The sequence below is a fragment of the Caproicibacterium sp. NSD3 genome (assembly GCF_053613275.1).
The window spans coordinates 1,537,767-1,552,442 of record NZ_CM132119.1 but is presented as its reverse complement, the minus strand read 5'-3'; the positions used below and the strand labels follow the sequence as shown (position 1 = coordinate 1,552,442).

Sequence of the window (14,676 nt, the reverse complement as noted above, 5' to 3'; positions counted from 1 at the left end):
TATGCTATGATACCATAAAAGTCTAATATAAACAAATATCTATATTGATATAAAAAATATAAGCGGATTTATATAATAGGGGGCAAAATATGAATTCACTGGATCGACTTTATGTTTTGACGATTGCACACGAAAAAAATTTTTCCCGTGCCGCTGCAAAACTTTATATCTCTCAGCCTGCATTAAGCGCTTACATTATAAAGCTGGAAAAAGGGCTCGGCTGCCGTCTATTCGATCGTAATACATTTCCTTTGTCTTTGACTTCAGAGGGACGAGCTTTTGTAGATTGTGCCAGTAAAGAAGAGACGCTTGAAAAAGAGTTGGGGGATTATCTTTCAGATCTGACAAATCTCGAAGCAGGATGTCTTTCGATTGGTGGCTCTCAATTCTTTTGTACCTGTTTTCTGCCGCCGATTCTTACCGACTATGCGAGACGCTATCCGAAAATTTCAATTTCGCTGGTAGAAGATGGATATCCTGCACTCAAAGCGATGCTGGGAGAAGGGACCGTTGACTGTGTGCTTGATTATGAAACACAGAAGGCACAAAATTTAACAGTGCTGCCGCTGCATCAAGAGCAGATCTTTTTGGCACTGCCGCCGCATTCCCCCAGAAATCAGATCTTTAAAAAAGCCTGTCTTACGAAAGAACAGATTTTATCCGGATATTATCTGCAGCAGGACTGTCCGAAAGTGCCGCTTTCTGCATTTAGGGAGGAAGAATTTCTCTTTCTTAATCAAGAACACGATCTTTACGATCGATCACAAAAACTTTGCAGCAATGCAGGATTCCATCCAAAAATCAAGATGTTTTTAAATCAGACACTTACGGCTTTTGCACTGACTTCGGCAGATTTTGGAGCTTCTTTTATCAGTGATACCGTCATTCGATGCGGAAATTTTGAAAAGATTCCGCCGGTTTATAAGATTGATGATCAGGATGCCTGCCGTTTCCTTTCTGCTATTTGTAAAAAGAATCGGTATGTTTCGAAAGCTTTGCAGCGATTCCTAGATTTGACCGCAGAACGGCTTAAAGAGTAAAAAATGCAACAAAAAATGCAGTCCCTTTTAAGAAACTGCATTTTAGAAAATTTAAAGTTCAGCAGAATTTGACTCCAGTGCCATAAGCAATTACTTCAGCCGCGCCTTGCATAACCGAGGAGGAGGCGTACCGTATGCAGACAATCGCATCGGCACCCTGCTGCTGTGCATCGTCTATCATACGCTGCGTTGCAATTTCACGAGCTTGATCCATCATCTCTGTATAGGATTTCATTTCGCCGCCTACCAGATTCTTAAAACTGGAGCCAATATCGCGGCCAATATTTTTACACTGGATGGTACTTCCGCGTACCAGGCCGACGATTTGATAGCTTTTCCCGGGAATATTTTCTGTTGTTGTCAGAATCATAATAAATGTACACTCCTTATTCAGTTTATAAAAGACAGCTTTTCTGCTTCTTATTTTAGCATCTATGCTTAAAAATCACAATTAATTTTTAAAAAAACTGTTCTTGACATTCTTTTGGAGCATGTTATAATAAAAAGGCAAAACAAAGCGGGGTTTTATGCCCACACCTGTACGGTTTCGTCTGTTTACAGGTCAATACAGTGCCCTTTTTGGGGCCGGGTTGTATTGATGCGCAGACGAGATTAGTCTGCGCTTTGTCAATTTAAAGACAATTTATTTGGAGGTGTTTAATCATTAGCAACAAGGAACTGCAGATCAACGAGGAAATCCGGGATCGTGAGATTCGTGTGATCGATTCAAATGGCGGACAGCTTGGAATTATGCCCGCAGCAAAGGCTCTGGAGCTTGCTTACGAAGAGGATCTGGATTTGGTGAAGATTGCGCCGCAGGCAAAACCGCCAGTATGTAAGATCATCGATTACGGAAAGTACCGCTTTGAGCTGGCCAAACGGGAGAAAGAAGCCCGCAAAAATCAGCATATCGTAGAAATTAAGGAAGTTCGCCTTTCTCTTAATATTGATGTTCATGATTTTGAAACTAAAAAAGGTCATGCACAGCGTTTCTTAAAAGAGGGCAATAAGGTAAAAGTTTCGATCCGTTTCCGTGGACGTGAGATGGGACATCCCGCGCAGGGGTATGAAGTCATGCGCCATTTTGCAGAGACTCTGACCGAAATTGCCAATGTGGAAAAGCCAGCAAAGCTGGAGGGCCGCAATATGCTGATGTTCCTTGCACCAAAGCCCGCCAAATAAGTTTTTAAACATCAAGGAGGATATAAAGATTATGCCTAAGATCAAGACGCATTCCGGCGCAAAAAAGCGCTTCAAGCTTTCCAAAAACGGTAAGGTCATTCGTGCCTATGCCAATAAATCCCATCTTTTGAACGGTCACGGCAAGAGCCCAAAGAGAAAACGTGGGCTGCGTGGTACCCGTGTAGCAGATAGAACCAATGTAGCGGCCGTTAAAAGGATGATTCCTTATAAATAAATCGTAAGGAAGAACGCGAACGGATCTATTTTGAAATAAGCATATAAGTATGTGTTCGGAGGTATAGAAAATGGCAAGAGTCAAGGGCGCAATGATGACGCGCAAAAGAAGAAAGAAAATTTTAAAGCTCGCAAAAGGCTATTGGGGAAGCAAATCAAAACATTTTAAGATGGCTAAACAGGCCGTTATGAAATCCGGAAACTATGCTTTTGCAGGCCGTAAAGCCCGTAAACGCGATTTCCGTCGCCTGTGGATTACTCGTATTTCTGCAGCATGCCGGATGAATGATGTCACTTACAGCAGATTTATGAATGGCCTCAAAAAGGCTGGCATCAATCTAAATCGTAAAATGTTGTCGGAAATTGCAGTCGCTGATGAAGCTGCTTTTAAGAGCCTTGTGGAGCAAGCAAAAGCCGCTCTCTAAAAAGTTCAAGTTGCGCCCGGTTTTTCCGGGCGCAACTTTTCTATGTCTATGGCTTTTTACAAAGAGAGGAATTCAGACTATGATAGAAACGCTGATTACCAGTCGAAAAAATGAGATGATTTCGCACGCAGCAAAACTTTTATCGGGAGCCGCGGCGCGTTGCGGCCAAGGAGCTTTTCTTTGCGAAGGCGCACGGCTTTGCGCAGATGCAGCCAAAAGCGGGATGCAGATTCAAAAAGCTTTTTATACTGCTCATGCAGCGGAAAAATACTCTTCTTATCTTTCTGAAATCCGTGAAAAAGCGGAGCAGGTTTATGAGATTGCTCCGCATATCGCGCCGCTTTTATCTGATACCAAGCAGCCGCAAGGAATTTTTTGTGTCTGTACACTTCCCTGTGAATCAGAGCAGGCAGAAACCTTTCTGCAGACAAAAGCCTCCGGCTGTGTGGTCGCTCTGGAAAAAATTCAGGATCCGGCAAATCTGGGGACTGTCCTTAGAACAGCGGAGGCACTGGGAGAAAAAGCAGTTTTACTTTGTGGAAAAGGCTGTGATCCCTATTCTCCAAAGGTGCTTCGGGGCAGCATGGGGGCAGTTTTTCGCCTTCCGATGATTTTAATTCCAAATTTTGCAGAAGCAGCACCGCTTCTAAAAAAATGTGGGTGGACTCTTTGGGCTGCAGTCCCGGATTCTGATGCGCTCGCAGTGACAAAAGCCGATTTTTCAAAGCCTTCTGTTATGGCGGTTGGAAATGAGGGGAACGGTCTTTCTAAAGAGACGATTGCCCTTTGTCAGCCGGTTACGATCCCAATGCTGGGGCGCGCAGAGTCTTTAAATGCTTCTGCGAGTGCGGCAATTCTGCTTTGGGAAATGATGCGGGGGGAGCTTCCCGTGAATAATCAGGCTTATTGGGTTTGGATGCAGCAGGCGATCAGTTCCGGAGGAGGAAAGCTGCGGCCGATTTTAGAACGCTACGGCAGCTTGAAAGCTTTTTATGAAGCGGGAGAAAAAGACTGGGGAATAGAATCTTCCATTGGACGCTCGGAACTGCAAAAGCTTCGGAATTTTTCGATAGAACAAGCCGAAAGTCAAATCGAAAAAGCGTATGCAGCAGGGCAGAAATTAATTTGTTATGAAGATGAGGAATATCCGCAGTGTCTTCGTGAAATTTATGATGCACCACTCATTCTTTATTATCGGGGAACTTTTCCAAATCTGAGTCATATTCCGGCAATCGCAATCGTCGGAACACGAAAATCAACGGAAAATGGGCGCCGGATTACACGAAGCTTTGCACGCGATCTTGCAAAAGCCGGGGTCGTTATTGTCAGTGGCGGCGCCATGGGAATTGACCAAAGTGCTCATCGGGGTGCAATCGAAGGCGAAGGAAAGACAATTTCTGTGCTTGGCTGCGGAATTGATTTTCCTTATTTAATGGGGAGTGCTCCCCTGCGAAAAGAAATTTCAGAGCACGGAGCGCTCATATCCGAATATCCACCGGGAACGCCTTCTTTAGCGGCTCATTTTCCAGTTAGAAATCGGATTATTTCCGGGCTTTCTATGGGCGTTTTGGTGGTGGAAGCCGCAGCTCACAGTGGCTCGCTGATTACAGCGAGAGATGCGCTGGAGCAGAACCGGGATGTCTATGCTGTTCCGGGAGGGCTTGAAAGCACTTCCTCAGAGGGAACCAATCAGCTGATTAAAGATGGAGCCAAATTAGTGACGTGTGCAGAAGATATTCTGAATGATTTGGAATCCCGCTGTAACTGGGTTCGAGAGCCATCTGCTTCTGTTTCAGACAAGACTGCTTTAGCAGCACCGGAAGGACTTTCTCCGGATGGAGAGAGCGTATATAAAGTACTTACCTGCGAGCCGCAGCATATTTCGGTGCTGCAGAGAAAAACTGATCTGCCAGTTGCTAAACTGATGGCGGCGCTCACCGAACTTGAGATTCGGGACGCGGCCACAGAATGCGAAAATAACCGCTATAAAAGGGCGGAGCAAGAGTTTTAAACGTGATTTTTTAAGATGCCAGACTGGACAAATGGCCCATAATCTGGTATGTTACCATAAGAATTTATTTTTTGAATTGTCATTAGAAATGGGGTGTCTTATTTGTCAACGTTAGTGATTGTGGAATCTCCCGCAAAAGCGAAGACAATTAAAAAATATCTTGGATCCGGCTATGATGTGATCGCTTCGATGGGTCATGTGCGTGATCTCCCGAAAAGCCGGCTGAGTGTTGATATAAAGCATGATTTTAAACCAAAATATGAGATCATCAAGGGCAAGGAAAAATTGGTTGACGAGCTTCTCGATAAGGCTAAAAAAAGTGATGCAGTCCTTCTGGCAACGGACCCTGATCGCGAAGGAGAAGCAATTTCATGGCATCTTGCCTATTTGCTTGATTTAGATACAAATGCGATAAACCGTGTTACATTTAACGAAATTACAAAAACAGGAATTACGACCGGTATGGAAAACCCGCGTTCCATTGATTTGAATCTGGTAAATGCACAGCAGGCCCGCAGAATTTTGGACCGTCTGGTGGGCTATAAGCTGAGTCCGTTCCTTTCACAGAAAATCCGCAGAGGACTTTCTGCGGGGCGTGTACAAAGCGTTGCGGTGCGTATCATTGTAGATCGAGAAAATGAGATTCGCGCTTTTCAGCCGCAGGAATACTGGACGATTGACGGAAAGTTTACGCCTGCAAAGGGAACTTCCCGCAGAGTGTTTGCTGCTTCTTTCTATGGAAATGAAGATGGGAAGCTGGAGATTTCTTCAAATGAGGAATCTGATCAGATCCTTGAAAAACTAAAAGACGCCGAATATATTGTTACAAAAGTGAAAAAAGGAACCCGCCGCAAATCTCCGGCATCTCCTTTTATCACTTCTACTTTGCAGCAGGAAGCAAGCCGCAGACTTGGCTTTACCGCCAGAAGAACCATGAAGGCTGCACAGGAACTTTATGAAGGCGTCGAAATTTCCGGACAGGGTGCAGTGGGCTTAATCACCTATATGAGAACTGACTCTCTGCGCCTTTCCGAAGATGCAATCAATGATGCTGCAAAGTATATTGAACAGCGTTGGGGTAAAAAATATCTTCCGGACAAACCGCGTCATTATAAAGCAAAGGCCAATGCACAGGATGGCCATGAAGCGATTCGTCCGACTGTGGTTGCTTTAGAGCCGGATAAAATTAAAGAAAACCTTTCTAACGATCAATATAAGCTTTATAAATTGATTTGGGAGCGCTTCCTTGCCTGCCAGATGAGCAACTGCATTCAGGCAACTACACAGGCAGAGATCAGTGCGAACGGATATCTGTTTAAAGCAAGCGGATATACCGTTACATTCGATGGTTTTACGGTACTTTATGAAGAAAAGAAAGACGAAGAATCCGAAGAAAAATCAGGAATTTTACCGCCTCTCGAAGTTGGTATGCCGATTCACTGCAAAGAAATTGAGGGGAATCAGCACTTTACACAGCCGCCAGCTAGATATACAGAGGCAAGCCTGATTAAAGCTTTGGAAGAAAACGGAATCGGACGTCCGAGCACCTATGCTGCAACCATCAGCACAATTACCGGCAGAGAATATGTTGTGCGGGACGGCAAAGCTTTAAAGCCTACTGAATTGGGAGAAGTAACTACAAAGCTGATGTGTGAACGTTTTCCTAAGATTGTGAATGTGAAATTTACGGCGCAGGTCGAGAGCGAGCTGGACGGAGTTCAGGGCGGAAAGAATGATTGGGTAGAAACGCTGCATCAGTTTTACGGGGATTTTGAACAGACCCTAAAAGAGGCAAAAGAAGAGATGCAGGGGGTCAAGATCCATTTAAAAGAAGACGAGACTGATCTGATCTGCGAAAAGTGTGGTCGCCCGATGGTTATTAAAACCGGACGTTATGGGCGCTTTATTGCTTGCTCCGGCTATCCGGAATGCAAGAATGTGAAAAAATTGGTGCAGGAAAACGGTGCGGATTGCCCGAAGTGTGATGGACGTGTCATTGTGAAAAAGACAAAACGCGGACGGGTCTTTTATGGTTGCAGCAATTATCCGAAATGTGATTTTGTTTCATGGGACGAGCCTATCAAAGAGAAGTGCCCGCGCTGCGGAAAGACGCTTCTGAAAAAGAAGGGGAAACACCCCAAATATTATTGCATTACGCCGGACTGCGGATATGAACGCATTGAGGAGAATGAAGAATGATTACCGTGATTGGGGCGGGACTTGCAGGCTGTGAGGCAGCATGGCAGATCGCTCAGGGCGGAGAAAAAGTTCATCTGGTGGAGATGAAACCGGCACATTATACGCCGGCACATCAAAGCCCTGATTTTGCAGAGCTTGTCTGCTCTAATTCTTTAAAAGCTGCACGTTTAAATAGTGCTGCCGGTCTTTTAAAGGAAGAAATGCGGCAGATGGGGAGTCTCTTGGTGCCGATTGCGTTTGACTGTAGGGTTCCGGCAGGTGGCGCGTTAGCGGTAGACCGTCACAAATTTTCTGCCGCCGTGACAAGTGCAATCCGAAATCATCCAAACATTGAGATCGAAGAAAAAGAAGTCGAGAAGATCCCGGAAGATGGCATTGCGGTGATTGCAACAGGTCCTCTCACAGCAGAACCGCTTGCGGGACAGATCGACTTGCTTTGCGGTGGGACTCTTCGCTTTTTTGATGCGGCCGCCCCGATTGTAACTGCGGAAAGCCTTGATTTTTCAAAGCTTTTTTCGGCTTCCAGGTATGATCAGGATACAGAGGGGGATTATCTCAACTGCCCGATGAATCGGGCGGAATATGAGGCCTTTTATGATGCGTTGGTAAATGCAGAGCGGGCGCCGGTTCATGGATTTGATGCACGCGATCCAAAGGTTTATGAGGGCTGTATGCCGGTGGAAGTGATGGCACAGCGCGGGGCGGATACCATTCGGTTTGGACCGTTAAAGCCGGTTGGTTTGCGCGATCCTCATACCGGACACCGTCCATGGGCAAATGTACAGCTGCGCCGAGAAGATGCTGCCGGAACGCTTTATAACTTGGTTGGCTTTCAGACGAACTTAAAGTTTGGAGAGCAAAAACGTGTTTTCGGAATGATACCGGGTTTGGAGCAGGCGGAGTTTGTGCGTTATGGAGTAATGCACCGAAATACTTTTTTAAATTCTCCTAAAATCTTAAATGCCGCTTTTCAGATGAAAACGGAGCCAAGACTCTTTTTTGCCGGACAGATGACCGGTGTGGAAGGTTATATGGAATCTGCAATGAGCGGCCTTTTGGCAGGAAAAAATGCGCTGCGGTATCAGCAGAAAAGACCACTTTTCATCTTGCCAAAAATTACAATGTCAGGCGCACTTGCTCATTATGTGGAGGAAGGCGGCAATGCCGATTTTCAGCCAATGGGCGCAAATTTTGGAATTCTTCCGCCGCTTGGTGAAGTCATACGGGATAAAAAAGAACGATACAGTGCTTTTTCCCAACGCGCATTAAAGGCACTGAAAGAGCAGATCGAATCAGCTTGACGAAAATGGGAAAGAGGGAAGCTATGAAGATTATCGTAGATGCTTTCGGTGGAGATTATGCACCGCTTGAAATTTTAAAGGGTGCTACAAAGGCCGTAGAAGAACTGAATGTGGACATCCTTTTAACGGGAAAAGCGGATATTATCAGAAAGACAGCAAAAGAAAATGGCATGAACCTATCCCATATGGAAATCCTGGATTGTCCGGATATCATGCCGATGGAGGATCCGGGGACTGAAATCCTGAAAAAGTGGAACAATTCTTCTATGGCAGTTGGATTGTGCGCTTTGGCAGAAGGAAAAGGAGATGCCTTTGTTTCTGCCGGTAATAGTGGTGCACTTACGGTTGGAGCCACTTTTCTTGTCAAACGAATTCATGGAATTAAGCGAATTGGATTTGCACCGGTTATTCCGGATGGCAAAGGCTGCTTTATGTTGATGGACGGCGGGGCAAATGCAGATTGCAAGCCGGAAATGTTGTATCAGTTTGGCCTGATGGGTGCACTCTATATGAAGAAAGTCATGCAGATTGAAAATCCAACGGTCGGACTTTTAAATGTAGGGACAGAAGAGCATAAAGGTTCTTCTTTGCAGCAGGAGGCTTATGCTCTGCTCAAAAATTCGAATCTCAATTTTGTGGGCAATGTGGAAGCCCGCAGCGTTAACGGTCATGCGTGCGATGTGCTGGTAGCAGATGGCTTTTCCGGCAACGTGTTTTTAAAAACTTATGAGGGTACTGCCATGATGGTAATGGGGAAGCTCAAAGAGGTACTCACAAAGAATTTCAAGACGAAATTGGCAGCGGGACTAATACTAAGTGACTTAAAGGGACTCAAGAAAACAATGGATTATAATGAATACGGAGGAGCTCCTTTAATGGGGTGCGCAAAACCGGTATTCAAAGCACACGGAAGTTCTAAGGCAAAGACTTTTTATAATGCGCTTCGTCTTACAAAAGCATATGTAGAAGGAAACATTGTTTCTGAGATTACAAAAAGTATTACTTCTATGAAAAAAGAAAACTCGGATGTAAAGGAAGGGAAGCATGAAACAGTATGAAAGAACTGGAAGAATTAGAGAAAGCGATCGGGTATTCCTTTCATAATCCGGCATTACTCAAAAACGCATTGATTCATTCCTCTTTTGCAAATGAGACAAAGGCACCGCTAGGGAGCAACGAACGTCTTGAATTTTTGGGGGACAGCGTACTGGGTTTTGTAGTGGCGGATTATCTTTACAAACATTTTCCGGATTGGCCTGAAGGCCATCTGACAAAAACCAGAGCAACTTTGGTCTGCGAGAAAGCTTGCTGCGGATTTTCCCAGGAGATGGAAGTTGGAAAATATCTTTATTTGAGCCACGGAGAACAAAATAGCGGCGGGCGCACTCGCTCTTCTATCTTAGCGGATGCATTTGAGTCGATTACAGCTGCAATCTATTTGGATGGCGGACTAGCTTCTGCAAGCGAGTTTATTCTTCGATTTGTGCTGCCGGCTTTAAAAACTTTGCATCAAAAGGCGCCGTTTAAGGATTATAAGACAAAATTGCAGGAGATCATTCAGAAAAATCCCGGAGAGACACTTTCCTATCTTCTTACCGGCGAATCCGGTCCCGATCATGATAAACATTTTATGGTGGAGGTCCACCTAAACTCCAATGTGATTGGAAAAGGCGGCGGACGCAGCAAAAAAGAAGCGGAGCAGCAGGCAGCGCGGGAAGCGCTGGAGCTGATGGGATATTGAGTGCGACGGTCGGACTGTTTGTCCCAAATTTCGGCTGTCCGCATCGATGCAGTTTTTGCGATCAGCATATTATTACCGGACAGCAGAAAATGCTGACTCCGGAAGAAGTAAAAAATGCGGCAAACATTGCATTAGAAAGTCTCAAAGACCGTGCAGCGAAAACGGAAATTGCTTTCTTTGGGGGCAGTTTTACAGCGTTGCCCGAGAAAGAGATGATTTCTCTTTTGGAAGTAGCGTGGCCTTTTGTAAAAAATGGCCAATTTCGCGGAATCCGTTGTTCTACAAGACCGGATTGTATTTCCCCGGAGATTTTGAAGACTCTTTTGACATATGGCGTTACCACGATCGAGTTGGGTGCGCAGAGTATGGATGATCGTGTTCTTTTTCAAAATGGCCGGGGGCACACAGCGGGACAGGTTAGAAAAGCTTCAGAGATGATCCATGAGGCCAATATTTCACTGGGACTGCAGATGATGACAGGGCTTCCGGGGGATACAGCCGAGGGAGCAAGAAAAACAGCGAGAGCTTTTTCTGAACTTTCCCCTTCGGAGGTACGCATCTATCCGGCTTTGACATTAAAGGGAACCGAGATGGAGAAATGGTATCGGGAGGGCTCCTATTGTCCGCCGTCTCTGGAAGAAAGCCTGGAACTTTGCGCTGATCTTCTGGACTTTTTTGAGAAACAAAAGATTCGTGTCATTCGTTTAGGACTTCATGATTCGCCGGAGCTCAAAGATAAATTAGTAGCAGGGCCTTATCATCCGGCTTTTCGAGAGCGCTGTGAGAGCCTTCGCTGGTATCGGTATTTTTGTGGAAATCTGCAGGGGAAAAAAGAGGATTCATTTGTTTTCCATGTCCCAGAACGACGGATTTCGCAGGCAATTGGACAGAACCATGAGAATATTAGAAAATTGGCCGCTTTAGGGTATCGTGTAAAAATTCTTCCGCAGGAGGTGAACTGATTGCTTTTAAAATCTTTGGAAATACAGGGATTTAAAACTTTTCCGGAAAAGACGGTTTTAACCTTTCATGATGGAATCACGGCGGTCGTAGGCCCAAATGGAAGCGGAAAAAGCAACATTAGCGATGCAATGCGCTGGGTGCTGGGGGAACAATCTACCCGTACGCTGCGCTGTACGCGGATGGAAGATGTGATTTTTAACGGGACTCCCGGAAGAAAGCCGATGGGGTATGCAGAAGTGACCCTGAATATCGATAATCAGGATCGTCGTTTGCCGTTTGATAAAGATGAAGTATCGGTTACCCGGCGCTATTATCGCAGCGGAGAGAGCGAATACCGCATCAATAAGGTGAATGTCCGGCTTAAAGATATCAATGAGCTTTTTATGGATACCGGATTGGGCCGTGACGGCTATTCGATGATCGGACAGGGTAAAATCGACGCGATTGTTGCCGCTAAAGGGGAAGACCGTCGGGAGGTTTTTGAAGAAGCAGTCGGAATATCTAGATTTCGTTACCGCAAAGAAGAAAGTGAGCGAAAACTTTCTGCGGCCGAAGAGAATTTGTTGCGCTTAAATGATATTCTTTCCGAGTTGGAAAGCAGAGTAGGTCCGTTAAAAGAACAATCCCAAAAAGCACAGGAGTTTTTGGATTGTTCTGGGGAAAAGCGTACGCTTGAGATCGGCTTGTGGCTTCATACACTCGGGAAATCGGGGAGAATCCTGAAAGAGCAGGAAGATAAAATCGCTTTGACACAGGCTCAGCAGGAAGCCGCGGCAAAAGCTCTGGATGATCTGCAGGAAAAAATCGAACAGAACTTTTCAGAATCCTCTAAGGCAACCGCAAGAGCCGATGAGATTCGCCAACAGATTTCTTCTTTAGAGGCGGAAGCAGTCCAGAAAGATGGAGAGGCAGATGTCTGTTTGGGAGATGCGCGTCATGCAGAAGAAATGATGAAACGTCTTCAAACAGAATTAGAAACTTCCCAGAATGATCAGTCTCGTTTGGAGGAAGAGATGACTTCCTATCAGGCGGAGATTTCGCAGAAGAAGCAGCAGATAGAAGTACTCAATCAGACAATGGTTCAAGTGAACGAAAAACTGGATTCTCTTCGCCGAACAATGAATGAAGCTTCTGCACAGATTGATGATTTTTCTCGTCAGATGACTGCTTTATCTCAACAAGTGACTGATGCAAAGGTTCGCGAAACGGCTTCTGTTTCCTCTATTTCCGAAATTGGAATGCGCCTTTCAGTTGTTGAAGAAACACTGAAAGCAAAAAGTCAAAAGAGAGAGGAACTGGAACTTTCTTTTGAAGAGAGCGGAAAAATGCTGGAAGAGATGGATACCCAAATATCTGCCTTGCAGAATACAGTCCGCGGATATGAGCTTCGCCTTCTTTCCCGCCGCAAAAAAGCTGATGAGCAGAAAAGAGACGCGGAACAGCAGCTTTTGGAAGCGAAAGAAACCGATCACCGTATTAAAGTTTTGGAAGACCTCGAACGCAATCTGGAAGGGTTTGCGAAGAGTGTTAAAATAGTAATGCAAGAAGCGAAACATGGCGTCCTTACCGGAATTTATGGGCCTGTTTCGAGAATCCTTTCGGTGCCGGGAGAGTATGCGGTCGCTCTGGAGACAGCGCTTGGCGGTGCCATGCAGTATGTTGTAGTTGAGAGTGAGCAGGATGCAAAGACGGCAATCCGACTTTTGAAAAAGAAAGACAGTGGACGCGCTACATTTTTGCCCCTGACTTCTGTTCATGGCAAAGGCTTGCAGGAAAGAGGACTTTCCCAGTGCAGCGGATTTGTTGGAATTGCTTCAGACCTTTGTTCCTGTGAACCGAAATATGATTCGGTTCGGGACAGCCTGCTCGGAAGGATTGTAGTTGCCCAAAATCTGGATGATGCGGTGGAGATTGCAAGAAAATTTTCCTATCATTTTCGCATTGTTACGCTGGACGGACAAGTCGTAAATGCCGGAGGATCGCTGACCGGCGGTTCTCTTGCCAGGAATTCCGGCCTTTTGCGCAGAGCTTCTGAGATTGAAGAACTTCGCAGAAAAGCGGTGGAACAACATCAAAAGGCAAAAGAATCCGAAGAAAAATATCATCATTTTTCCGAGGAGACTTCGGCAGCGCAGGCTTCTCTGCAGGCAACACAGGGAGAGCTTTTAACAGCACAGGAAGATCGGATTCAGCTGAAATCGAACCGCGACCGACTGAAATCGGATTTAGACGGAATGATTTCGGACTGCACACAGCTCCATGCAGAAAAGACAACTGCAGCAGATCGTCTGAAAGAGCAAGAAGAAAACCGCCGTGCTGCAAAAGAAGAAGAAGAGAATATTGCAGAAAAAATCGCGGAGATTTCCAAGAAGTTGCAAGAAAAAAGTGGGAATCGAACTGACTTCAATCAGCAGAGCGACGATTTGTCCGAAAAATGCCAGACTATTAGGATGGAGATCCTGGGAGAAGAAAAAGATGCAGATTCTCTGCGTCGGAAAGTGGAAGAATTACAGCAGCAGAAAATCAACCATATCGATCATGCAAAGGCGTTGGAAGAAGAAATTGGGGCTTTAAAGGAGCAGCGGCAGCAGGCCGAAGAAAAGTCAAACAACCTCAAAAAGCAAGCGGAATCTCTGCGTGAAACGGCAAAAGCACAGACGCAGCAGATCGATTTTCTCAATGAGCATCGGATGAAATTGGAACAGGAAAGCACACAGCTTCGTCGTCAGGAACGAGAAAAATCTGAGGAAAAAGAACTTTCCGGCCATGATTTGGCGCGTCTCGAAGAACGACGTGATAATCTGCAGAAAGAGTATGATTCTATTATCTCAAAACTTTGGGAAGAGTATGAGATGACCCCACGGGAAGCAAAAGAATCTGCTCCGGAGATTGAAAATCCACCGGAAGCGCAGAAACGTCTCAATACCCTGAAAGGAAAGATCCGTGCCCTTGGCAATGTCAATGTTTCCGCAATCGAGGAATATAAAGAAGTCAATGAGCGCTATGAATTTATGAACGCGCAGGTACAGGATATCGAAAAGAGCCGTGATGAATTGCATCATCTGATCGGAGAGTTAACCCACCAGATGAAAGGACAGTTTCAGGAGGGCTTTCAGAAAATCGGCGCCTACTTTAGTTCTACTTTTCGCGAACTTTTTGGTGGTGGAACCGCTTCTTTGTCACTCAGTGATCCAGAAAATCCTTTGGCTAGCGGAATTGAAATTCAAGTGCAGCCGCCCGGCAAGATCGTTACACATATCGAGGCTCTTTCCGGCGGTGAAAAGGCGCTCGTCGCGATTGCCCTTTATTTTTCCATTATGAAGGTCAATCCACCGCCGTTTTGCATGCTGGACGAGATCGAAGCAGCTCTTGATGATGTCAATGTGGATCGGTTTGCTGCTTATCTGCGCCGCATGAATGCGCAAACACAGTTTATTGTGATTACACATCGGCGCGGCAGTATGGAAGAAGCCGATATGCTTTACGGTGTTACGATGCAGGAGGAAGGAATCAGCAAACTTTTGGAATTACATACCAATGAAATTGAAAAGAAATTGAATGTTTCCTGAAAGGAGAAAAT

12 protein-coding genes are annotated in these 14,676 nt (G+C 45.4%); 11 read left to right on the top strand and 1 reads right to left on the bottom strand.

What is annotated here, in order from left to right; translation table 11 throughout:
- The first annotated feature begins 89 nt into the window (after positions 1-89).
- Entirely contained in the window at positions 90-1,040 is a 951-nt protein-coding gene (locus tag ACVS9P_RS07570; RefSeq protein ID WP_452102976.1) for a LysR family transcriptional regulator, read from the top strand.
- Between the two features lie 58 nt (positions 1,041-1,098).
- On the opposite strand, the gene ACVS9P_RS07565 is transcribed toward ACVS9P_RS07570, so the two are convergent.
- Entirely contained in the window at positions 1,099-1,410 is a 312-nt protein-coding gene (locus ACVS9P_RS07565) for a heavy metal-binding domain-containing protein (RefSeq protein ID WP_452102975.1), read from the bottom strand.
- Positions 1,411-1,685: 275 nt separating this feature from the next.
- Here ACVS9P_RS07565 and infC point away from each other — a divergent pair, with 275 nt between their 5' ends.
- The 10 genes from infC (at position 1,686) to smc (ending at position 14,665) form a co-directional block, all read left to right on the top strand.
- Complete coding sequence (gene infC, locus ACVS9P_RS07560) at positions 1,686-2,222, top strand: translation initiation factor IF-3 (protein WP_452104684.1); 537 nt, start codon at positions 1,686-1,688, stop codon at positions 2,220-2,222.
- A 31-nt stretch (positions 2,223-2,253) separates the two neighbouring features.
- Positions 2,254-2,457: a 50S ribosomal protein L35 gene (gene rpmI / locus ACVS9P_RS07555; protein ID WP_452102974.1), complete on the top strand. Its 204-nt coding sequence runs from the start codon at positions 2,254-2,256 to the stop codon at positions 2,455-2,457.
- A gap of 70 nt (positions 2,458-2,527) precedes the next feature.
- Complete coding sequence (rplT, locus tag ACVS9P_RS07550) at positions 2,528-2,881, top strand: 50S ribosomal protein L20 (protein WP_452102973.1); 354 nt, start codon at positions 2,528-2,530, stop codon at positions 2,879-2,881.
- A 79-nt stretch (positions 2,882-2,960) separates the two neighbouring features.
- Positions 2,961-4,892: a DNA-processing protein DprA gene (dprA, locus tag ACVS9P_RS07545; protein ID WP_452102972.1), complete on the top strand. Its 1,932-nt coding sequence runs from the start codon at positions 2,961-2,963 to the stop codon at positions 4,890-4,892.
- Between the two features lie 102 nt (positions 4,893-4,994).
- Positions 4,995-7,091, top strand: a complete 2,097-nt coding sequence (gene topA, locus ACVS9P_RS07540) for a type I DNA topoisomerase (protein WP_452102971.1) — start codon at positions 4,995-4,997, stop codon at positions 7,089-7,091.
- Positions 7,088-8,392, top strand: coding sequence for a methylenetetrahydrofolate--tRNA-(uracil(54)-C(5))-methyltransferase (FADH(2)-oxidizing) TrmFO (gene trmFO, locus ACVS9P_RS07535; protein WP_452102970.1), 1,305 nt, complete (start codon positions 7,088-7,090; stop codon positions 8,390-8,392). The genes topA and trmFO overlap by 4 nt, the downstream gene beginning before the upstream one ends.
- A gap of 23 nt (positions 8,393-8,415) precedes the next feature.
- Positions 8,416-9,450 carry a phosphate acyltransferase PlsX gene (gene plsX / locus ACVS9P_RS07530; protein WP_452102969.1) on the top strand — a complete coding sequence of 345 codons (1,035 nt, stop codon included), beginning with the start codon at positions 8,416-8,418 and terminating at the stop codon, positions 9,448-9,450.
- Positions 9,447-10,133, top strand: a complete 687-nt coding sequence (rnc, locus tag ACVS9P_RS07525) for a ribonuclease III (RefSeq protein ID WP_452102968.1) — start codon at positions 9,447-9,449, stop codon at positions 10,131-10,133. The genes plsX and rnc overlap by 4 nt, the downstream gene beginning before the upstream one ends.
- A complete protein-coding gene (locus ACVS9P_RS07520; RefSeq protein WP_452102967.1) occupies positions 10,130-11,095 on the top strand; it encodes an elongator complex protein 3 in 966 nt (321 codons plus the stop codon). The genes rnc and ACVS9P_RS07520 overlap by 4 nt, the downstream gene beginning before the upstream one ends.
- Positions 11,096-14,665 carry a chromosome segregation protein SMC gene (smc, locus tag ACVS9P_RS07515; RefSeq protein ID WP_452102966.1) on the top strand — a complete coding sequence of 1,190 codons (3,570 nt, stop codon included), beginning with the start codon at positions 11,096-11,098 and terminating at the stop codon, positions 14,663-14,665.
- Positions 14,666-14,676: the final 11 nt, after the last annotated feature.

Excerpts from the sequence above, each read along its gene's own strand:
- ACVS9P_RS07570 (WP_452102976.1), top strand. The coding sequence starts at position 90 with ATGAATTCACTGGATCGACTTTATGTTTTGACGATTGCACACGAAAAA.
- ACVS9P_RS07565 (WP_452102975.1), bottom strand. The coding sequence starts at position 1,410 with ATGATTCTGACAACAACAGAAAATATTCCCGGGAAAAGCTATCAAATC.
- rpmI (WP_452102974.1), top strand. The coding sequence starts at position 2,254 with ATGCCTAAGATCAAGACGCATTCCGGCGCAAAAAAGCGCTTCAAGCTT.
- rplT (WP_452102973.1), top strand. The coding sequence starts at position 2,528 with ATGGCAAGAGTCAAGGGCGCAATGATGACGCGCAAAAGAAGAAAGAAA.
- dprA (WP_452102972.1), top strand. The coding sequence starts at position 2,961 with ATGATAGAAACGCTGATTACCAGTCGAAAAAATGAGATGATTTCGCAC.
- trmFO (WP_452102970.1), top strand. The coding sequence starts at position 7,088 with ATGATTACCGTGATTGGGGCGGGACTTGCAGGCTGTGAGGCAGCATGG.
- plsX (WP_452102969.1), top strand. The coding sequence starts at position 8,416 with ATGAAGATTATCGTAGATGCTTTCGGTGGAGATTATGCACCGCTTGAA.
- rnc (WP_452102968.1), top strand. The coding sequence starts at position 9,447 with ATGAAAGAACTGGAAGAATTAGAGAAAGCGATCGGGTATTCCTTTCAT.